General features: G+C 70.4%; 20 protein-coding genes and 1 tRNA gene. 9 read left to right on the top strand and 12 right to left on the bottom strand.

All coding sequences use genetic code 11. From position 1 onward, the window contains the following. Positions 1-9 precede the first annotated feature (9 nt). The 7 genes from betT to WMR31_RS12485 form a co-directional block, all read right to left on the bottom strand. On the bottom strand, positions 10-2,139 hold the full coding sequence (betT, locus tag WMR31_RS12515; RefSeq protein WP_340539173.1) for a choline BCCT transporter BetT: 2,130 nt from the start codon (positions 2,137-2,139) through the stop codon (positions 10-12). Next, positions 2,136-3,860 carry a choline dehydrogenase gene (betA, locus tag WMR31_RS12510; protein ID WP_340539172.1) on the bottom strand — a complete coding sequence of 575 codons (1,725 nt, stop codon included), beginning with the start codon at positions 3,858-3,860 and terminating at the stop codon, positions 2,136-2,138. The genes betT and betA overlap by 4 nt, the downstream gene beginning before the upstream one ends. 49 nt (positions 3,861-3,909) lie before the next feature. Beyond that, complete coding sequence (locus tag WMR31_RS12505; RefSeq protein ID WP_340539171.1) at positions 3,910-5,379, bottom strand: aldehyde dehydrogenase family protein; 1,470 nt, start codon at positions 5,377-5,379, stop codon at positions 3,910-3,912. A gap of 99 nt (positions 5,380-5,478) precedes the next feature. After that, positions 5,479-6,456, bottom strand: a complete 978-nt coding sequence (locus tag WMR31_RS12500; RefSeq protein ID WP_340539169.1) for a VWA domain-containing protein — start codon at positions 6,454-6,456, stop codon at positions 5,479-5,481. Continuing rightward, entirely contained in the window at positions 6,453-7,388 is a 936-nt protein-coding gene (locus WMR31_RS12495) for a DUF58 domain-containing protein (RefSeq protein ID WP_340539168.1), read from the bottom strand. The genes WMR31_RS12500 and WMR31_RS12495 overlap by 4 nt, the downstream gene beginning before the upstream one ends. Next, complete coding sequence (locus WMR31_RS12490; protein WP_340539167.1) at positions 7,385-8,503, bottom strand: AAA family ATPase; 1,119 nt, start codon at positions 8,501-8,503, stop codon at positions 7,385-7,387. Before WMR31_RS12490 ends, WMR31_RS12495 begins: the two co-directional genes overlap by 4 nt. A gap of 144 nt (positions 8,504-8,647) precedes the next feature. Then, positions 8,648-9,574, bottom strand: coding sequence for a LysR family transcriptional regulator (locus WMR31_RS12485; RefSeq protein WP_340539166.1), 927 nt, complete (start codon positions 9,572-9,574; stop codon positions 8,648-8,650). Between the two features lie 115 nt (positions 9,575-9,689). Here WMR31_RS12485 and WMR31_RS12480 point away from each other — a divergent pair, with 115 nt between their 5' ends. Beyond that, positions 9,690-9,872, top strand: coding sequence for a hypothetical protein (locus WMR31_RS12480; protein ID WP_340539165.1), 183 nt, complete (start codon positions 9,690-9,692; stop codon positions 9,870-9,872). Positions 9,873-10,207: 335 nt separating this feature from the next. Here the strand turns inward: WMR31_RS12480 and WMR31_RS12475 are convergent, their stop codons facing one another. Both WMR31_RS12475 and WMR31_RS12470 read right to left on the bottom strand, forming a co-directional pair. Continuing rightward, a complete protein-coding gene (locus tag WMR31_RS12475; RefSeq protein ID WP_340539164.1) occupies positions 10,208-11,461 on the bottom strand; it encodes a DUF1501 domain-containing protein in 1,254 nt (417 codons plus the stop codon). 39 nt (positions 11,462-11,500) lie between these two features. Beyond that, the gene (locus WMR31_RS12470; RefSeq protein WP_340539163.1) at positions 11,501-13,297 is read right to left on the bottom strand and encodes a DUF1800 family protein; all 1,797 of its coding nucleotides are present in this window, start codon (positions 13,295-13,297) and stop codon (positions 11,501-11,503) included. Positions 13,298-13,464: 167 nt separating this feature from the next. Between WMR31_RS12470 and WMR31_RS12465 the strand changes: the two genes are divergently transcribed. The 5 genes from WMR31_RS12465 (at position 13,465) to WMR31_RS12450 (ending at position 15,244) form a co-directional block, all read left to right on the top strand. Beyond that, positions 13,465-13,540: transfer RNA gene (locus tag WMR31_RS12465), tRNA-Thr, on the top strand. Positions 13,541-13,760: 220 nt separating this feature from the next. Next, complete coding sequence (locus tag WMR31_RS22145; RefSeq protein WP_445321632.1) at positions 13,761-14,288, top strand: helix-turn-helix domain-containing protein; 528 nt, start codon at positions 13,761-13,763, stop codon at positions 14,286-14,288. 167 nt (positions 14,289-14,455) lie between these two features. After that, on the top strand, positions 14,456-14,716 hold the full coding sequence (locus WMR31_RS12460) for a hypothetical protein (RefSeq protein WP_340539162.1): 261 nt from the start codon (positions 14,456-14,458) through the stop codon (positions 14,714-14,716). Positions 14,717-14,794: 78 nt separating this feature from the next. Continuing rightward, entirely contained in the window at positions 14,795-14,950 is a 156-nt protein-coding gene (locus WMR31_RS12455) for a hypothetical protein (RefSeq protein ID WP_340539161.1), read from the top strand. A gap of 63 nt (positions 14,951-15,013) precedes the next feature. Beyond that, positions 15,014-15,244 carry a site-specific integrase gene (locus WMR31_RS12450; protein WP_340539160.1) on the top strand — a complete coding sequence of 77 codons (231 nt, stop codon included), beginning with the start codon at positions 15,014-15,016 and terminating at the stop codon, positions 15,242-15,244. Between the two features lie 18 nt (positions 15,245-15,262). On the opposite strand, the gene WMR31_RS12445 is transcribed toward WMR31_RS12450, so the two are convergent. The 3 genes from WMR31_RS12445 to WMR31_RS12435 form a co-directional block, all read right to left on the bottom strand. Next, positions 15,263-15,604 (bottom strand): hypothetical protein, encoded by a 342-nt coding sequence (locus tag WMR31_RS12445; protein WP_340539159.1) that lies wholly within the window; start codon positions 15,602-15,604, stop codon positions 15,263-15,265. Between the two features lie 12 nt (positions 15,605-15,616). Beyond that, the gene (locus WMR31_RS12440; protein ID WP_340539158.1) at positions 15,617-16,072 is read right to left on the bottom strand and encodes a hypothetical protein; all 456 of its coding nucleotides are present in this window, start codon (positions 16,070-16,072) and stop codon (positions 15,617-15,619) included. 321 nt (positions 16,073-16,393) lie between these two features. Next, positions 16,394-16,897 (bottom strand): hypothetical protein, encoded by a 504-nt coding sequence (locus WMR31_RS12435; protein ID WP_340539157.1) that lies wholly within the window; start codon positions 16,895-16,897, stop codon positions 16,394-16,396. Between WMR31_RS12435 and WMR31_RS12430 the strand changes: the two genes are divergently transcribed. The 3 genes from WMR31_RS12430 to WMR31_RS12420 all read left to right on the top strand — a co-directional run bounded on the left by WMR31_RS12430 (position 16,799) and on the right by WMR31_RS12420 (position 20,083). Then, on the top strand, positions 16,799-17,755 hold the full coding sequence (locus tag WMR31_RS12430) for a VOC family protein (RefSeq protein WP_445321631.1): 957 nt from the start codon (positions 16,799-16,801) through the stop codon (positions 17,753-17,755). The two genes, WMR31_RS12435 and WMR31_RS12430, sit on opposite strands and share 99 nt — an antisense overlap. Positions 17,756-17,847: 92 nt before the next feature. Then, positions 17,848-19,341: an FAD-dependent tricarballylate dehydrogenase TcuA gene (gene tcuA / locus WMR31_RS12425; RefSeq protein WP_340539155.1), complete on the top strand. Its 1,494-nt coding sequence runs from the start codon at positions 17,848-17,850 to the stop codon at positions 19,339-19,341. A gap of 100 nt (positions 19,342-19,441) precedes the next feature. Beyond that, entirely contained in the window at positions 19,442-20,083 is a 642-nt protein-coding gene (locus tag WMR31_RS12420; RefSeq protein WP_340539154.1) for a GntR family transcriptional regulator, read from the top strand. Positions 20,084-20,095 lie beyond the last annotated feature (12 nt).

Raw genomic sequence — 20,095 nt, 5'->3', positions numbered from 1 at the left:
GGCCTACGGCTAGGCGCGCGCCTCCCCGGCTCCCTCGTCGTGCGTCACCGCGTCGTTGCCGTGCCGGACCAGGTGCAGGTAGGACAGGTGCCGCTCGTACTGGTCCAGGACGTCGCCGACCAGCGCCTCGTGGCTGTAGCCCGTCACGCTGTAGCCCTGGGTCCCCTCGGCGAGGTGCACCTCGGTGCGGTAGTAGATCTCCTTGCTGAGCCGCCCGACGGCGTACGTCGGCGCCCGGCTCGGCCGCGGCAGCAGGCGGTAGACGAACGAGGGCTCGCCCTCGAGCTGGGCGACCAGAGCCACGCCGCTCACCGCGTCACCCTGCCGGATCTCGGTGACCTCCGCGACCAGGCCGTGGTCGGTCAGCGCGTCGGCCACCTCCTCCAGGGCCGGCCGCGCCACCTCGGTGACGAACTGCTCGGTCTCGGCGAGCGTCGGGTAGGACAGGCTGTGGCGCAGCCGCTCGGCGACCGACCCCGCACCGGCGCCGGTCCCGGATCGACGTCCGGCCGACAGGGCACCGGGCAGCGAGAACTGGAGGCTCTCGGACTTGTAGGCCTCCAGGCGCAAGGACCGGTAGAGCCCGACGGCGACCAGCGCGAGCACGATCGAGAAGGGCAGGCCCATGATGATGGTGGCGCTGGTCAGGGTGGTGAGCCATTCGTCGCCGCCGGCGAACATCATCGCCAAGGTCAGCGCGCCGATGGCCAGCGACCAGAAGATCCGCACCGGAATGGTGCAGTCCGCCATCGGATGCGGGAGGTTGGAGCTGAAGTTGCCGAGCACCAGCGCGCCGCTGTCGGCCGAGGTGACGTAGTAGAGGAACCCGGTCAGGGTGGCCACGAAGATCAAGATGCCGGCGGCCGGGAAGTTGTCGAGGAAGGTGTAGAAGCCGGCCTCGAACGAGCCGTCGGTGACCGCGCCGAACTCCACATCACCCCCGCGGATCCGGGCCAGCGCGCTGTTGCCGAAGATCGAGACCCACAGCAGGATGAACGTGAACGGGATGATCATCACCCCGACCAGGAACTGCCGGATCGTCCGCCCCCGGGAGATCCGGGCGAGAAACAGGCCGACGAACGGCGACCAGGCCACCCACCACGCCCAGAAGAAGAGCGTCCAGAGGTTCTTCCACACCGAGACGTCGCCGCTGGCGAGCTCCTCGTAGGCCATCGTGTCGAAGCTGAGCCCGGGGAGGTGGCTCATGTACTCCCCGACGTTCATCACCAGGGAGTTCAGCAGGAACGACGTCTGGCCGGTGAACAGCACGTACAGCATCAGGACCAGCGACAGCGCGACGTTGAGCTCGGAGATCCGGCGGATGCCCTTGTCGACGCCCGAGACCGCCGAGATCGTCGCCAGGCCCACCGCGACGACGACCAGGCCGAGCTGGGCGGCCTTGCCCTGCTCGATGCCCCACATCACGTCCAGGCCCACGTTCAGCAGGGCGATGCTGATGCCCAGCGAGGTCGCGATCCCGAAGATCGTGCCGAGCACGGCGGCGATGTCGATGCCGTCACCGAGGCGGCCCTGCACCCGCTTGCCGAAGATCGGATAGAGGGCGGACCGGATCGAGAGCGGCATCCCGTGCCGGAAGGCGAAGAAGCCCAGGGCCATGCCCATGACGGCGTACATGGCCCAGCCGGTGATGCCGTAGTGGAACAGCGTCCACGTGACGGCCTCCTCGGCCGCTCGCACGGTCTCGCCCTCGCCCGTCGGGGGGTGGAGGTACTGGGCCACCGGGGCGGCCACGGAGTAGAACATCAGGTCGGCGCCGATGCCGGCGGCGAAGAGCATCGCGGTCCAGGTGAACAGGCTGTACTCGGGGCGCGACTCCTCCGGCCCGAGCCGGTAGCGCCCGAACCGCGAGAGGCACACGATGAGCACGAAGGCGATCAGCGCGGCGCCGAGGGCGAAGTACCACCAGCCGAAGTACTTCGAGATCCACTCCACGACCTTGCCGATGGCGCTGGAGGCGCTGTCGGGTGCCGCCAGGGTGTAGACGGTGAAGGCGGTGACGATGCCGGCGGAGCCGAAGAACACGACCTTGTTGAGGGTCGGCTTCTCCAGATCGGCGAGGTCGACGTCGGCCGCGGGCTCGCCCAGCGAGCCCGCGGGCTCGGGCAGGTGCCGGCTCATCCCTCGAGTCCTCGCGACGGCGTCAGGTTGCGCGGGTCGCCGGGCGGGTAGAGCGGAGTGTGGTCGCGGTAGCGGTAGTAGGGCACCTCGACGGCCTCGAGCGGGGTGTTGCCGGCGATCAGGTCGGCCGCCTTCTCCGCGACCATCATCACCGGGGCGTAGATGTTGCCGTTGGTGACATAGGGGAAGACCGAGGCGTCGACGACCCGCAGTCCCTCGGTGCCGTGCACCTTCATGGTCAGCGGGTCGACCACCGACATCTCATCGACGCCCATCTTGGCCGAGCACGAGGGGTGCAGGGCGGTCTCGGCGTCGGCCGCGACCCAGTCGAGGATCTCCTGATCGGTCTCGACGCCCGGCCCGGGCGAGACCTCGCCGCCGTTGAAGGGCGCGAAGGCCGGCTGCCCGAGGATGTGGCGAGCCACCCGGATCGCCTCGACCCACTCCTTGCGGTCGGTCGGCGTGGAGAGGTAGTTGAAGCGCAGTGAGGGGTGGACCCGCGGGTCGGTGGAGTTGATCCGCACCCAGCCGCGGGTGTCGGCGTACATCGGTCCGATGTGCACCTGGTAGCCGTGCTCGCCGGTCTTGAGCCCTTCGGGCTGGGAGCCGTCGTAGCGGATGGCCACCGGCAGGAAGTGGAACATCAGGTTGGGCCAGTCGACCTCGTCGTTGCTGCGGGCGAAGCCGCCGCCCTCGAAGTGGTTCGAGGCGCCGAGCCCGCCGTGCCCGAAGAGCCACTGGAAGGCGATCTTCGGGCGGGCGCGCATCCGCAGGCCCGGCGCGATCGAGACCGGCTGGAGCGCGGCGTGCTGGATGTAGACCTCCAGGTGGTCCTGGAGGTTCTCTCCGACACCCGGCGAGTGGTGGACGACGTCGATGCCGAGGCCGCGCAGGAGACTCTCGTCGCCGACGCCGGAGAGCTGGAGCAGCTGCGGGCTGTTGATGGCGCCGCCGCAGAGGATGACCTCGCCGGCGCGGACGCTGCGCGACAGCCGGCCGCCGCGGACGTAGTCGACCCCGACCGCTCGCTTGCCCTCGAAGTTGATCCTGGTCGCGAAGGCGAGGGTCTCGATGGTGAGGTTCTTCCGGCTCTTGACCGGGTCGAGGTAGGCGCGCGCCGCCGACCAGCGTCGGCCCCGGTAGATGTTGCGGTCGAACTTGGCGAAACCCTCCTGGCGGTAGCCGTTGACGTCGTCGGTGAGGGGATAGCCGGCCTGCTGGACGGCCTCGAAGAAGGCGCCGAAGAGCGGGTTGGTGCCCGGGCCGCGCTCGAGCTTGAGCGGCCCGCTGCCGCCGCGCCACAGGTCGGCGCCGGCCAGACAGGTCTCCATCCGCTTGAAGTACGGCAGGCAGTGCAGGTAGTCCCAGGTCTCCATGCCCGGGTCGCTCGCCCAGCGGTTGAAGTCCATCGGGTTGCCGCGCTGGAAGATCATCCCGTTGATGCTGCTGGACCCACCGAGCACTTTGCCGCGGGCGTGGAAGACCCGGCGGCCGCCCATGTGCGGCTCGGGGTCGGTCTCGTACTTCCAGTCGTAGAGGCTGTTGCCGATCGGGATCGGCAGTGCCGCGGGCATGTTGATGAACGGGTCGAACCGGTAGTCGGTGCGCCCGGCCTCCAGGAGCAGGACGCTGGTGCCCGGGTCGGTGGACAGCCGGTTCGCCAGGGCGCACCCGGCGGAGCCTCCGCCCACGATGACGATGTCGTACTGGTCAGTGCTCACGGGTTCCTCTGCCTTTCGTCGGTACGCGCTCGTGGAGGGCCGATGGGGGTCAGCCGGAGAACCACCGCTGCTCTTGGGGGTCGATGTTCTGCCAGATGTGCTTGGCCTCGCGGTACTCGTCCAGTCCGGCGACGCCGAGCTCGCGGCCGGTGCCCGACTGCTTGTAGCCGCCCCACTCCGCCTGCGGCACGTAGGGGTGGTAGTCGTTGATCCAGACGGTGCCCATCCGCAGTCGCCCGGCGACGCGCTGGCTGCGGCCGGCGTCCTGGGTCCACACCGCGCCGGCGAGCCCGTAGATGCTGTCGTTGGCGATCCGGACGGCGTCGTCCTCGTCGGTGAAGGTCTCCACCGTGAGCACGGGGCCGAAGGACTCGTCCTGGGTCACCGACATGTCGCTGCGGCACCGGTCGAGGACGGTCGGGAGGTAGTAGAACCCGTCGGCCAGCGCGGGATCGTCGGGTCGGGCCCCGCCGCATCGGAGCACGGCGCCCTCGGCGAGCCCGGCGGCCACATAGGCCTCGACCTTGTCGCGGTGTGCGGCGCTGGTGAGCGGACCGGTCTCGGCCTGCTCGTCGAAGGGGCCACCGAGCCGGATCCGCCGCGCCCGGTCGACCAGCGCGTCGACGAACGAGTCGTGGATCGACTCCTCGACCACCAGCCGCGCCCCGGCGGAGCAGACCTGGCCGGAGTGCAGGAACACCGCGGTGAGCGCGTAGTCGAGGGCGACGTCGAGGTCGGCGTCGGCGAAGACGATGTTGGGGTTCTTCCCGCCCAGCTCCAGCGCGACCTTCTTCACCGTGCCGGCGGCGGCCGCCATGATCTGCCTGCCGGTGGCCAGGCCCCCGGTGAAGGACACCAGGTCGACCCGCGGGTCCTGCGAGAGCGGTGCTCCGGCGTCCGGCCCGGCGCCGAGCACCAGGTTGCCGACGCCGGCGGGGAGCCCGGCCTCCTCGAGGAGTCGCATCAGATGCATGGAGGTGTGCGGGGTGAGCTCGCTCGGCTTGAGCACGAAGGTGTTGCCTGCGGCGAGGCAGGGTGCCACCTTCCACGACACCTGGAGCAGCGGATAGTTCCACGGTGCGATCAGCCCGCACACGCCGATCGGCTCGTACACGATGCGGCTGATGACGTCGGGGTTCCCGGTGTCGACGACGCGGCCGGCGTCCTGGTCGGCGGTGCGACCGTAGTGGCCGAAGACGCCGATGATGTCGTCGATGTCGAACTCCGCCTCGACGAGCCTCTTGCCGGTGTCGAGTGCCTCCATCCGGGCCAGCTCGGCCTTATCGCGCCGCAGCAGGTCGGCCACGCGGAGCAGGAGGTCTCCCCGCTCGCGTGCGGTCGTGCGGGGCCATGGGCCCTCGTGGAAGGCGCGCGCCGCCGCGGCGATGGCGGCCTCGGTGTCCGCTGCGCCCGCCTCGTCGACCTCGGCGACGAGCTCGCCATTGGCCGGACAGCGGATCTGCCGCTTCTCACCGCTCTGCGCCGAGCGCCACTCGCCGTCGATGTAGAGATCGCCCACCGCTGAACCCACTCCTGTCACCCGGATCCGCATCGAACCGCCCGGAGGTCCGGCCGATGCTCTGACGTCAGATCACCCTTGCGGGGCGATCGGTGTAGGTCAAGGCAGGCGGGAGAACCACGCCAACGACAGGGCCGCCGCGAGCATCGCCACCAGCATCGAGCCGGCGATCCACCACGGTGTGATGTCGCGCTGCTCGGTGCGGTAGCCGATCGAGGTCTGGATGTTCTCGTAGACCTGGTCGAGCTCGTCGGCCGTCTCGGCCGCATAGCCTGTGCCCCCGGTGGCCTCGGCGAGCGCGTCGAGCGAGGGCTGGTCGACGGGCACCGGCACCGTCTCGCCGTCGACGACGACGGTGCCGTTCTCGGTGCCGTAGGCGATGGTCGAGACCGGGACGTCGGCGTCGACCGCCGCGGCCGCGGCCTGCTCGACGCTGGCGCCTGCGGTGTTGGTGCCGTCACTGAGCAGCACGATGTGGGCGGGCACCGGCTCGCCGTCGGCGGTGGTCCCGGCGGCCTGGCCGGCCGCCTCGACCTGGGCGAGGGAGGTCAGGACGCCGTCGCCGATGGCGGTGCCCCGGCCGAGCTCGAGGCGGTCGAGGGCGGCGATGGCAGCGTCGTGGTCCGGGGTGGCCTGGGCGAGGACCGTGGCGGTGCCGGCGAAGGCCACCACGCCCACGTTGAAGCCGTCGGGCAGGCCGGAGATGAACGACGTCGCGGCCTCGCGTGCGGCGGTGAGCCGGTCGGGCGAGACGTCGGTGGCCTCCATCGAGAGGGACACGTCGACGGTCACGATGACCGTGGCCCGCTCGCGGGGCACCTCTTGGTCGATCTGCGGCCGCGCGGCCGCGACGCTGAGGCCCACGAAGGCCAGCAGGAGCAGGACGGCCGGCACGTGCCTGCGCCACGACGGCTGCTTGGGAACGAGTCGTTCGAGCATCGGCAGGGTCGCGAAGCGCACGCTGTAGCGGCTGCGGCGGGCCTGCTGCACGAGGTAGGCGACGGCCAGCAGCGCCACCGGCACCAGCAGCCAGAGCCAGCCCGGGGAGGCGAGGGAGAGCATCGGGTTGAGGGTCACGGGTGCCTCCGCCGCATGGGGGCGCCATTGACGAAGCGGGCGAGGTCGCGGACCCAGTCGCGGTCGGTGCGCAGGATCACGTGGCCGGCCCGGGCTGCGCGCACGGCCTCCGACGTCGCGCCGCGGTGGGCGGCCGCGGCGGCGGCGTAGCGGTCGCGCAGGCCGCGGTCGGAGGTGAACACCTCGCGACGGCGTCCGGTCTCGGGGTCCTCGAGGGTGACGGCGCCGACGTCGGGGAGGGTGAGCTCGCGTGGATCGACCACCTCGACCACGAGCGTCTCGTGCGCGGCGGCGAGCCTGCGCAGGGGCACCTCCCACGTGAACGGCCGCTCGAGCCGGCCGTCGGGCTCGACGAAGTCTGTGACGACGACGCGCACTCCCGGGCGCGGGTGACGGGTGGCGAAGGTGCGCAGGGCCTGGGCGAGCCCGAGATCGGCCGAGCCGTGGGGAGTGCGGCGATGCCGGCGCAGGGCCCGGTGCGCGGCGGCCCGGGACGGGACCGGCGCCGACCAGGTGAGCCCGGCGTCGGTGAGGTGCGCGGTGCCGAGCCGGTTGCCGGGGCCCTGGGTCAGCAACGCGATCGCGGCGGTGACGCCGTCGGCGATCTGTCGCTTCTCCAGCTGCACCGAGCCGAACGACATGCTCGCGGTGTCGTCGACCAGCACCCACGTCTCGAGCTCGTGCTCGGCGAGGGGGCGCCACACATAGGGCTCGGTGGCGCGCGCGGTGACGTTCCAGTCGATCCGCCGGACGTCGTCGGCACCCGGCCGGTAGCGCACGACCTCCTCGGGGTCCGACCCCGAGCCGAGCCGCAGGCCGAGCTTGTCGCCGTGCAGGCGGCCGGGCAGCCGTCGACGCACGGCGAGGTCGAGCGCATCGAAGATCGCCTCGGGCGTGGTCGAGCCGAGGGGGATCGCGCTGGTCCGGCTCACGAGCTGGGCGGACCTTCGGGACCCAGGGGGAGCGTCGGAGCGTTCTTCACCACGGTTCCCCCGCCGCCGACGCCCGCGGGGGCGCCCGCGGCGTCGACCATGCCGGGTCGGGGTCCGCCGGACTCGCGCGTGGCGATCGTCGGCTGCGGCACCGTGGCCACGATCTCCCGGATGATCGCGCGGGGGTCGGCGCCGTCGGCGATCGCGTCGAAGGAGAGCAGGAGCCGGTGGCTCATCACGTCGGAGGCCACCTCGGCGATGTCGCCGGGCAGCACGTAGGAGCGGCCGCGCAGGAGGGCGAGGGCGCGGCCGGCGGCGAGCATCCCCAGCGAGGCGCGGGGGCTCACGCCGAGCTCGATCGCGCCGCGCAGATGCGCGAGGCCGTAGCGCTCGGGGGAGCGGGTGGCGACGGTGAGGTTCACCAGGTAGGAGGCGACCGCGTGGTGCACGAACAGCCCGTCGGCGACGTCTTGGAGGCGCATCACCTCGCCGGGGTCGAGCACGGGGTCGGCGGCCGGCGGCTTGACCGACATCCGGTGCAGGATCGTGAACTCCTCCTGGCCGCTGGGGTAGGGCACGTCGATCTTGAGGAGGAAGCGGTCGCGCTGCGCCTCGGGGAGCCGGTAGACGCCCTCGGACTCCACCGGGTTCTGGGTGGCGAGCACGAGGAACGGCTCGGGCAGCCGGTAGCTGGTGCCGGCGATCGAGACCTGCCTCTCGGCCATCGCCTCCAGCAACGCCGACTGCACCTTCGCCGGCGCCCGGTTGATCTCGTCGGCCAGCACGAGGTTGGCGAAGATCGGGCCGAGCTCGACGTCGAAGCGCTCGCTGCTGGCCCGCCATACGCGGGTGCCGGTGATGTCGCCGGGCATCAGGTCGGGGGTGAACTGCAGCCGCGCGAAGGATCCGCCGACGACGTCGGCCAGGGTGCGCACCGCCAGCGTCTTGGCCACACCGGGGACGCCCTCGAGCAGGATGTGGCCGCGGGCCAGCAGCCCCACCACCATCCGCTCGACCATCGCGTCCTGGCCGACGACGACCTTCTTCACCTCGATCAGCGCGCGTTCGAGGATGGCCGATGCCTCGGCGACCTCCCGCTCCTGTTCAGCCGACATGACCCCAAGGTTCCCAGACCCACCTAGGAGACACCTGGGAGTGCCGGAGAAAGTGCGCCCGGCGGGATAGTCCCGGGACTTTGGGTTGCTCGCGGACCAATCTGGCAACCCAAAGTCCCGGGACTATCCCGGGCAGGCGACGGCTCACGAGGTCCCGAGCGGCTCGGCCATCTGGCGGATCCGGGCGGTGGCGAGCTCGATCATCAGCTGGGCGGCGGGGGAGAGCACGGCGCCGGTGCGGTGCACCACCGCGAAGGTGTCCCACAGCCGCGGGCGAAGGGAGACCCACCCGGCGTTCGGCGCGAGGCGCGGGACCAGCTGCTCGGCCGCGCCGCGCGGGACGACGGTGTCGCCCAGGCCGAGGCCGGCCAGCTCGACGGCGGTCTCGACGTCCTCGACCTCGATCCGGGTCTGCGGGTTGCGCCCGGTCTCGTGCAGCATCTGGCGCAGCAGGATCCGGGTGGAGTCCTCGGCGCGCCAGGTGGTCTCGTGCATCACCAGCGGCGCCTGCGCCAGGCGATGCGCGGTGACGGGGGAGGCGATCCGCTCGGGGTCGGCGCTGACGTAGACGAGCTCCTCGCGGGCGACCGGGGTGATCGTGATCCCCTCGCTGCGTACCCCCGACACCGCGAGCATCGCGGCCTCGAGCCGGCCGCGGCGCAGGTCCTCGGCGGTCTGGGTGGAGTTCTGGCCGACCAGCTCCACGCGGACGCCGGGATGGCGGGCTAGCACGTCGGCGATGAGCCCGGCGCCGGCGTAGAGGCGGGCCACGCCGAACATCCCGAAGCGGATGGTGCCGGTCTCGAACGAGCGGGCGCTGCGCACGGCGTCCTGGGCCTCGCCGACGGCGGCCAGCACCCGCTCGGCGTGCGGGCGCAGGGTGTCGGCGATCGTGGTCGGGACGACGCCGCGGCCGACCCGGCGGAAGAGAGTGACCCCCAGGGACTTCTCCAACGCTCGCACCTGCTCGGAGACCGAGGGTTGCGCGTAGCCGAGCTCCTCGGCGGCCGCGGTGAGCGAGCCGTGCTCGTAGGTGGCGAGGAAGCAGGTCAGCTGATGCAGGGAGAGCATTCTGGGGCTCCTGGTGGCCGCTGTCGTGGCACCCGCCACATCTCAAGGATTTTCCTGTGGCTCGTGCTGGAAACCAAGGCTACCCCTGGAATCTTCCGGGACGCACAATTGAGTCATGTTCCTCCACACCTGCACCGCGTGCGGGAAGCGTCAACTGAACTTCCCGAGCCAGATCACCGACCTCGTCAACACCGACCACGGCATCATCGTCGCCTTCACCTGCTGGTGCGGCGAGCCGCAGACGAAGCTCACCGGCCGCCTCGCCGAGTCCGAGCGCGTCGCCGTCCCGGCTGCCTGATCGTCCCCCTTTCCGGCTCTCGGTACCGGCCCGTTCGGCGCAATTGCGCGGTTCGGGTCGGTTTTGGGGTCTCGCACTGCACCGTTCGGCGCAATTGCGCGGTTCGGGTCGGCTCTGGGCTCTCGGGCTGCACCGTTCGGCGCAATTGCGCGGTTCGGGTCGGCTCTGGGCTCTCGCACTGCACCATTCGGCGCAATTGCGCGGAACGGGTCTCACCTCCGCCGCTCCGCACGATCCGTACCGGCGCGATCGCACAGACCAGCACGGTTCGACGGCCTCCAGCCGGCCGTCGCCCAGCCGGCCGTCGCCCAGCCGGCCGTCGCCCGGCCGGCGCGTCAGAGCGACGTCATCGCACCGATCGACTCGGGCTGGAAGCCGGGGAACACCTCCGCGCTCGAGGCGTCGAGGCGGGTGGTGACGACCTCGGAGAGAACGCTGCGGTAGTCGGTGGTGACCAGCAGGTCGGCGTCGGTGGTGTTGGTCAGGCCGGGCCAGCGGCCGTAGTAGCGCCCGCCCTTCACGCCCGCGCCCATCAGGAACATCACGTTGCCGTAGCCGTGGTCGAGGCCCTGGTTGGCGTTCTCGGCCACCCGGCGTCCGAACTCGCTGATCGTGACGAGCGTGACCTTGTCGGCCAGCGGGCCGAGGTCCTTGAAGAACGCCGCGATCGCGCCGGCCCACTCGTCGGCCATGTTCTTCAGGTTGCCGCTCGCGATGGTGCCGATGCCGGTGTGGTGGTCCCACGACCCGTGGTCGACGGTGATCACCTCGGCGCCGACGTCGGCGCGGATCGTGCGGGCGGAGTCCTGCAGTGCCTGGGCGAGGTCGCCGCGCGGGTAGACCGCCCCGTTGGCGGGGGTCGCGGAGGTGGCGTGCACGGGAGCGAACTCGTCGATGACGTCGAGGGTCGAGCGGAAGCCGGTCCCCAGGGCGCCGTCGCTTCCCGCCCATGCGGTCGACAGGGAGCGCCGTCGAGCCGCGATCTCGGTGGCGGTCGTCGCGCCGGGCAGCTTGACCTGGTCGATCCCCGAGGTCACCAGGGTCGGTTGTGGGCCGAGCACCGCGGTGCTCGGCACGCCGCCGCCCATCTGGATCGCCTCGATCGGGGAGCCGACGCCGTCGCGGCCGACGAGCCGGTTGAGCCAGCCGACCCGGGCGGCCGAGCCCGGATCGGCGTCCTCGAGATCCTCCATCGCAGCGAAGTGCGACCGGTTCGGCGAGGGAAGGCCGGTGGCGTGGACGGCCGCCATCTTGCCGGCGTTCCACAGCGGGAGCAGCGGCGCCAGCGACGGGTGGAGTCCGAACATGCCGTCCTTGGCGAGCAGCGAGCTGGCGGCCACGGAGATGCGGGGCCGGGCGGCGTAGTAGGTCGGGTCGGCGTGGGGCACGACGAGGCTCAGGCCGTCGCACGCGCCGCGCATCGACACCACGACCAGGACCCGCTCCGCGCTTCCCGTGGCCGCGTACGACGTCTGGGTGAACGCCGTCCCGTAGGCGACGGTGGCGGCGCCGCCGACCGCCAGCGCGCCGCGCAGGAAGGAGCGGCGCGAGGTGCGTCGGAAGTCGTCGCAGCAGGGGGCGTCGGCCATGGGTCTCTCTCCGTGTTCGCCAGGTGGCGGCGCGCCGCGTCAGCGGTGCAGGTGGTCGGGGGTGTCGAGCAGAGTGGTCAGTAGGAGCGGGAACTTCCAACGGGCCACCGCGTGGTCCTTGTCGACGCTCGTGGCCGGGGCGACGCCGACGGCCTCCGAGCAGGCCTGGACCAGCCGGGCGGGTGCGGCCTTGCCGAGGACCTGCCGCGACAGGTGGTCGACGAAGGCGTCGAAGCGCACGGTCGGGGCCGGCAGCCACGAGGCGTAGGTCGGGTAGGTGGCGTCCTTCTTGGGCCACCAGCCGCCGGCCATCGAGTAGTGGATGTCGAAGGAGGCGAGCAGCCGGGACGTCGACGACCAGGCGCCGGCACGCTCCGGGGGGCCGTCGGGACGCGCCCAGGCGAAGGGCGAGTGGCCGATGGCGGTGGTCTGCCACAGCATCGAGTTCGCCGTGGAGTTGTCGTCGACCGGCTTGGCGATCTCGGTGCGCATCACGCGATGGGTCGCGACGACGTCGTCGGTGGGCGTGCGGACCTTGAGCCCGGCCGAGGCCTTGAACTCCTCCGAGGCGACCAGCGCCAGGAGCACCGGCTTGATGGCGGTGTCGGAGGCGAGGTAGACGTCGGCGAGGCGGCTGACCAGCGCCTCGGACGGCGAGTCGGAGACGAACCGGGTGGCGAGCTTGCGCGCGATCCGCTCGGCGGTCCGCGGGTGCTTGGCGAGGTAGGTGAGGTAGGCGTCGGTGACGGCGCGGCCGTCGGCGTCGGCGTTGGGGTGCGTGAAGTCGAGGACGCGCACCGGCCCGGTCCAGTGGCTGTTGAGGTCGTAGTAGGACCTCCAGGTGGTCCAGAGCTCGACCCGGTAGCCGGTGAGGATCCTGGCGGAGTTCTTGACGTCGTCCTCGGTGTGGTTGCCGCGGCCGACGGTGTGGAGCTCGAGGAGCTCGCGGCCGAGGTTCTCGTTCGGCGCCTTCTTGGTCGAGCGGGCGTTGTCGAGCGAGATGCCCATGGCCGGGTGGGTGATCGCTGCGCGCAGCATCTGGTCGAATCGGCCGAGTGCGTGGGACCGGATGACCTTCCCGTAGTCGGCGCGGTAGGTGTAGACGCCGTCGTCGTTGAGCGGGATGTGCAGGTGGTTCTCCCAGAACTCGGCCATCACCTCCAGCACCTGGCGCTGGGAGTAGATGCGGCGCAGCAGGCACCAGCGGGCGTAGTTGGCCATCGCCATCCAGCCGCCCTCGATCTCGTCCTTGTCGCGCTGGGCGATCGCGGTGGCGTCGAGGTTGATCGAGAGCCACCACGTCTGCATCGCGTCGGCCTTGGCGTCGCCGATCGCCGAGGGGTTCAGCTGCGCCTCGAACCACGCCTGCGGGCTGCCGTGCTTCTTCATCTGCGCGTGCAGCGCCGGCGTCATGCCGTAGGTGAAGCGGTTGCCCAGGTGCAGCGACTCCGCGGTCGGGATGGGGGAGACGACGAAGTCGGGGTCACCCGTGTCGACCGGCGGCGGGTCCACCGGGGGAGGGTCCACCGGCGTCTCGGGTGTGCCGGGGTCGGTCGTGGCCGGCGGCTTGGCCTTGTGGAAGCGGTGCTTGCAGCGGTGCTTGTGCCGGCACGTGTGCCACCGGTGCCTGGCACACCGGTGCCAGTGCTTGCACTTGCGCCGGTGCGCTCGGGTGACCGCCTCGGCCTCCTCGGCGGTCACCAGCGGGGCGACCGCCGCGACCGCGAGGCCGCCGATCACACCGCGGGCGAGTCCGCGCCGCGACGTCGTGGGTTCGGCGTCGCGGACGCCGTCGGCAGGCGTCGGTACGGACGGGGGCGCGGCGGCGACGGACACGTAGGAACTCCGGCGTGGGGGGAACCGAGAACGGCGAGCATCTGTTGTCTCGGCTGTCCGCAGCCGCGACTTGAGCCCTGGCTAGGACGGCCCGATAGCGGCCGGGCCTGCCGATTCCGCGCCGTGCGTGGCCGGTCCCTATACTCGTCCCGCTGCCTCGGCAGCAGGCCGCCTTAGCTCAGTCGGTAGAGCGAATCACTCGTAATGATTAGGTCGTCGGTTCGATTCCGACAGGCGGCTCCATCTGATTCGGCCCCTGACCAGCGCAAACGCAGGTTGGGGGCTGAGTCGTTTCTGAGGCCGTCCGAGCGCGGATTCCGCCGCTATTCCGCCGTTTGATCGGACGATTTCGTCGTCCCCGTCGACTCTTCCGCCGCCGGTAGCCGCGCCAGCGGCATAGAGTCACATGAACGAGACACCGAACAACGTTGACCAGATGCAGACCCACGATGTCTAGGCCCCGATCGGCAGGCAGGTACCCCTGGGCGGGTGCGTCCTGAACACCGCCGGGGCCGCCGCCGTGCTCGGAGTGCCCTTGAAGACTCTGGAATGGTGGCGCCGTGATCGCCGCGGCCCTGTCTGCATGCACATCGGCCGCCACGTGCGGTACCGCAGCGAGGATCTCCGCGAGTGGCTGGCGGAGCAGGCCGAGGCCGGCAGGGCCCTGATGGCGCAGAACCGTCTCCCGATGGGGGAACACGGCGAGGTCTGGACAGTCCCATACGGCGACCGGTGGCAGGCTCGAGTGAAGGTCCGCGACCGGGACGGCGCCCGACGCGAGGTCTCCGCGACCGGCGACACGGAGGGGCAGGCTCGCCGCCGGTTCAAGGAGAAGCTGGACCAGCGGGGCTGGCCGGGGTGCCGGCGAGATCAGACCGACTACCACCCTCGGGGAACTCGCCTCGATCTGGCTGAAGCACCGAGAGACCCACGGCAAGGTCCGAACCGGCGAGCCGCTCGCGCCGCAGACCCTTGCGGCCTACCGGACTGAGACGGAGGCAGTCACGAAGGCGCTCGGGGAGTTGCGCCTCGCCGAGGTCACCGTCCAGCGGCTGGAGGGCGCGCTGGGAGTCATTCAGCGTGGCGAGCGCTACGGACGCCTGCCCACGAAGCCGGGCGGCCGGTCGACCGGTCAGATGCGCACCGCGCTGAAGGGGCATGTTCGACCTGGCGGTGAAGTACGGGGCCATCGACGCGAATCCGATGGATAGTGTCGCGAGGACCGCGAGACGCAAGTCCAGCCGGAACGGCGACATCGACCACCTCGCCGTCGACCAGGCGTTGCACCTGCGGCACCTCGTGAGACCTGACGTCCAGCGCATCCCGGGGAAGCGCGGGCCGAACCGTGACTTGATGGACGTCGTCGACTTCCTGCTCGGAACCGGCTGCCGCGACGGTGAAGGGCTGGGAGTCCGGTAGCGCGACCTCAGCGACCTGACCGGCAACGAACCCATGGTTCACATCTGCGGGACGCTGGTGGAGCCGCGTCGGGGGTACGTGAAGAAGCTGCACCGGCAGGACTTCACCAAGACCCGGAACGAACGCACCCTGTACCTGCCCGACCATGTCGCGCGGATGCTGATCGAGCGCCGTAAGACGACCAAGTGGCGACGTCTCGACGATCCCGTCTTCGCCTCCCGGACTGGCAACTGACTCAACCCCGCGAACATCCGCACCCGGCTCCGCAATGCGAGCCGAGGCAACGAATGCCTCGGCTTGGGTGAGGACGAGATCATCTCCCCGCATACGCGGCGACGCACCGTCGGAACACTGCTCACCCACGACGTCGGACTCGACGCCGCGCGCGAGCAGCTCGCGCATTCCGATGGGTCGATCACCTACCAGCACTACGTCGGCAAGCGACCGATCGCGCCGGATCTGCGGCCGACCCTCGATCGGCTCTTCGGCTTGCTGCCCCGGCCTGCCCCGCTGCGCGAAGCCAACTGACGCAGCCTGAGCCGAGCGCTACTTGGTCTGATTCGGATGGCTGGTGTGCACCTGTTCGAGGTACACGGTCTGACCGTCGACGTAGAACCAGATTCGAGCACTGCCCTTGAGCGTCGGCTTGTGCTGCCAACGCTCGAACTCGACGCCGTTGCGCCGAACCGTCCCGAGCTCCCCCTTCAGCGGGTAGTTGAACGGGGTGACCTCCAGCGGTGTCCGCGTCAGGAAGTCCCAGGCATCGACCAGGGGCCCCCTGGTGGTCGCGACCAGGTCTCGCCAGCCCTTGATGGCGTCATTCGTCGCGTACTGGATCTCGTACTCGCTGCGCTTCGTGGGGCGCTCGACCTTGGACTTGTTCGCCATGCGTTGGGCGGATCAGGGGCGCTCGACGGGTTCGGCCTCGTCGAGCCACTCGACCGGGGTGTGGCCCAGGCCAGCGGCCAGCGCCGTCGCGGTCTCCCGCCAGGACAGCAGCTCAGCCATCGCCAGGTGGGACTGGCCGGTGGCGAACGAGGCTCGTGCGGCCTGAAGGATGTCGTCGGCGGCCGCGGCGCGGTCCTCGGCGCTCAGCGCCAGCATCCAGCCGAAGTGATCCGCCATCCGATCGGCCAGCGGCCCGTCCCCACAGGTCGCGACCGCGATCAACTGGCCGGCCAGGGCGAGGAGTTCGCTTCGGGCGCGGTCCTCGGACTCGGTCATGAGCACCAGGGGCTCGCCGTCGCGGCGCGTGACGTGCACCGGCTGATCGGCCGCGGCTGCGAAGACCTCGGCCGAGGATCGGCTCAACTCGGAGGACTGAAACGTGGTCCGAGGCTTGGTGGCGGTGCTCATGGGCACCATGGTAGTTCAGAATGTGTTCTGAACTCAAGGCGGCGGGCGATCAGGGGCGCGGCGTGGGTGGGAAGCCGATCCTGGCGAACAGCGAGGCCCCGAGGGGTTTCCCTGGCCGAAGCCGGTACGCCGCAGATCTCGGGACACTCTTGCTGCGCTCCAGAGTTGGACCATCTGTTCGTCCGGCTGCCCGAAGGCATGACGGCTGACTGCCGGGTCGAGCCGCCGCCTTCGGTCCGGCCAATGTTGTCCGACCATGCAATCCTTCGGACGCGGGGTCACGCGCAGCAGGTTCGGCAGTCGGCGGCCTCTTGACTGGGACTACTCGCTGAGTTCCTTGCTCGTGCGACCCGCGTCGGCGAGGGTCGGCTGCACAAGCAGTTGGTCGAGCAGGCACCGGACCCTCGCGGTGGCGTACGTGCCCTTCGTGCTGATCGTGGGGATCGGGATGTCTGGACCCAGGTCGTAGACGATGTGCGGGCCGTCGGACTCCTCCGACGTGATCGCCGGCCACCGGTCAGCCAACCGCGGGACGACCTCCGAGCGGATGACGCGGTTGACCTGGCGCACCTGGCCGCCCCATCGGAAGCAGAGGAAGTTCGGGGCGACCTTCGGCCACGTGTTGTTGCCGCCGAAGGGGTGGAAGTAGACGCGCTCTTTGAGCACGTAGTCCTTGAAGGTGATGCCGCCGAATGGGGTGTCGGAGACGACGACGCAGAAGACCCACTGGTCGTCGTAGGGGACGGCCGACGTTGCCATGCCCATGTAGTCCTCCAGTTCTTCGAGCCACAGCCGCTCTCGGCCCCGCGTGTCCGCTCTACTCATCCTCGCCGCCGCTCGCACCGTGTCCCACGCGACAGCTTCGCCACCGACGTCCTCGGATTGCAGGTGGCCGAGGCCACCGCCGACCGACTCCTGCTGCGCATGGACGACTACACCTGGCGCCTCGACGTCCGAGGCGGCGAGCGCAACGCGATGACCGTGGTCGGCTGGGACGTCGGGACCCAGGAGGCCCTCGAGACGTTCTCGAAGCTGCTCTCCGACGAGGGCTACCACGTCACCGACGGCAGCCCCGAGCTCGCGGCCGAGCGCGAGGTCACGGCGCTGATCACCTTCCGCGACCCCGACGACCTCTACGACATCGAGCTCTTCTGCGGCAAGAAGAAATCCACCGCCCGCTTCGTCTCGCCGCTCGGTGCGACGTTCGTGAGCGGTGATCTCGGAGTCGGGCACATCGCCCAGGCCGTCACCGACGGTGCGCGGTACCACCGGCTCTACCACGACATCTTCGGATTCCGGATCAGCGACCACATCACCGCCCACGGCGGCCAGGCCGAGCTGGAGTTCCTCCACTGCAACCCCCGGCACCACTCCTTCGCGTTCATCGAGGTCATCGAGGGGGTCACGCCGCCCCCCGGCGTCGCGCACCTGATGCTCGAGGTGACCGAGATGGACATCGTCGGGCGCAGCTACGACAAGGTGCTGGCCGGCGCCGCCCGGCTCCGCTCGACGCTGGGGCGCCACACCAACGACCGGATGACGTCGTGGTACGCCAGCTCCCCCTCGGGCTTCGGCATCGAGTACGGGTGCGGCGGCATCGTCATCGACGACGAGACCTGGCTGGCGACCCGCTACGACGACGCCGACTTCTGGGGGCACGTGCGGCAGCCCCAGCCTCGCTGACCATCGACTCCGCGGCGGCCGGGTGCAGTTGACCGGCCGCCGCTCTCTCGCCCTCACGCTGCATACACAGGTACACCATTTCGGAGGACAAGTTGAAGAGCTCAATCGACGTCGTCGTTGTCGGCGGCGGCAACGCCGCCCTGTGCGCGGCGCTCGCGGCCCGCGAGTCGGGAGCCGAGGTGCTGGTGCTCGAACGGGCACCCTATGCGGAGCGTGGAGGCAACTCGACGTTCACCGCGGGCGCGATGCGGTTCGCCTACGAGGGAAACGACGAGATCCTCTCGCTGGTCGACGATCTGACCGAGGACCAGATCGCCCGCACCGACTTCGGCTCGTACCCGGAGGCCACGTTCTTCGACGACATCGCGCGCGTCACCGAGAACCGTGCCGACCCGGACCTGGTCGACGTGCTGGTCTCGAACAGCTACGAGACCCTGCGCTGGATGCACGGCAAGGGCGTCAAGTTCCTGCCCATCTACGGCCGCCAGGCCTTCGAGGTCGACGGCCGCTTCACGTTCTGGGGCGGACTGACGCTCGAGGCGCTCGGCGGCGGGCCCGGCCTGGTCGACGCGCTCACCGCGGCGTGTGAGAAGGAGGGCATCGCGATCGAGTACGGCGCCCGCGCCCAGCGCCTGCTCACCGACGAGTCCGGGGCGGTCACCGGGGCCGTGGTCCGCCAGGGCGGCACGGTGATCACCATCGAGGCCAAGGCCGTCGTGCTGGGCGCTGGTGGCTTCCAGGCCAATCCCGAGTGGCGCACCCGTTACCTCGGGCCGGGCTGGGACGTCGCGAAGGTGCGGGGCACGCGGTTCAACACCGGCGACGGCATCCGGATGGCGATGGAGGTCGGAGCCGCGCCGTGGGGCAACTGGTCCGGCGCCCACGCCGTCGGCTGGGAGTTCAACGCACCGACGTTCGGCGACCTGTCGGTCGGCGACGGATTCCAGAAGCACAGCTATCCGTGGGGCGTGATGGTCAACGCCGACGGCAAGCGCTTCGTCGACGAGGGCGCGGACTTCCGCAACTACACCTACGCCAAGTACGGCCGGGTGATCCTGGCCCAGCCGGGCCAGTTCGCCTGGCAGGTCTTCGACCAGAAGACCATCAAGCTGCTGCGCAACGAGTACCGGATCAAGCAGGTCACCAAGGTCACCGGCAACACCCTCGAGGAGCTCGCCCGGAAGATGGACGGCGTCAACGCCGAGGGCTTCGTGGCCGAGATGGCCGAGTACAACGCCGCGGTCGACCAGTCGGTCCCGTACAACCCGAACGTCAAGGACGGACGCCGGACCCACGGGCTGGCCTATGACAAGACCAACTGGGCCAACACGATCGACGAGGGACCGTTCGAGGCCTACCAGGTCACCTGCGGCATCACCTTCACCTTCGGCGGCATCCGGATCTCGACCGAGGCCGAGGTCATCGACGACGATGGCGAGGTCATCCCGGGGCTGTACTCGTGCGGCGAGATGGTCGGCGGGATCTTCTACTTCAACTATCCGGGTGGGTCGGGCTTGAGCAACGGGGCCGTGTTCGGTCGGATCGCCGGACGGGCGGCGGCCCAGGTCGCTGCCGGCCGGGCCTGAGGCGTACGAGACGGCGGTGCGGGGCGACCCGCACCGCCCGGGACAAGGAGGCTGCGATGGCGAAGACGGCTCACTCGGCGATGCGGTCCGGGAGCGCGACGTGACGGCGCGCACCAACACCTACCACGAGCTCAAGCAGGCCGTGCTCGGCGGCGAGTTCAAGCCGGGGGAGGCGCTGCGCGAGATCCAGGTCGCCCAGCGGTGTGGAGTCAGCCGCACCCCGGTGCGCGAGGCCTTGCAACGGCTGGAGCAGGACGGGCTGGTCTGCTGGGACGGACCCAACCTCATCGTGCGTCGACGCAGCCCCGAGGAGATCCTCGACATCTACTCGACGCGGATCGTCCTGGAGGGCGCGGCCGCGGCGTTCGCGGCCGATCGGCGTACCGATCACGACCTGCGCCAGCTGCGGTGGGTGCTGGAGCGCTCGGAGTCCGTCGACGTCACCAGCGTGCCGGCCATCGTCGAGGTGAACCGACTCTTCAACCGACGCGTCTGGCAGGCCGGCCACAACGAGTCGCTGATCGATCTGCTCGAGCGGCTCACCATCCATCTGGGCCGCTACCCCGAGACCACCTTGTGCTCACCCGGTCGCTGGGAGCAGAGCCTGACCGCCCATCGCGGTCTGCTGACGGCGATCGAGGAGCGCGACGCCGAGACCGCGCGCTCGATCGCGCAGCGCCACTTCACCCAGGCGCGCGAGATCCGACTCGCCCTCTTCGCCGCCGAGGACGTGGAGTCCTGACCGAGACTGGCC

This window comes from Nocardioides epinepheli (assembly GCF_037936805.1).
GTDB lineage: Bacteria > Actinomycetota > Actinomycetes > Propionibacteriales > Nocardioidaceae > Nocardioides.
Note: the sequence above shows the minus strand (reverse complement) of the source record. Positions and strands in the feature narration are given on the sequence as shown.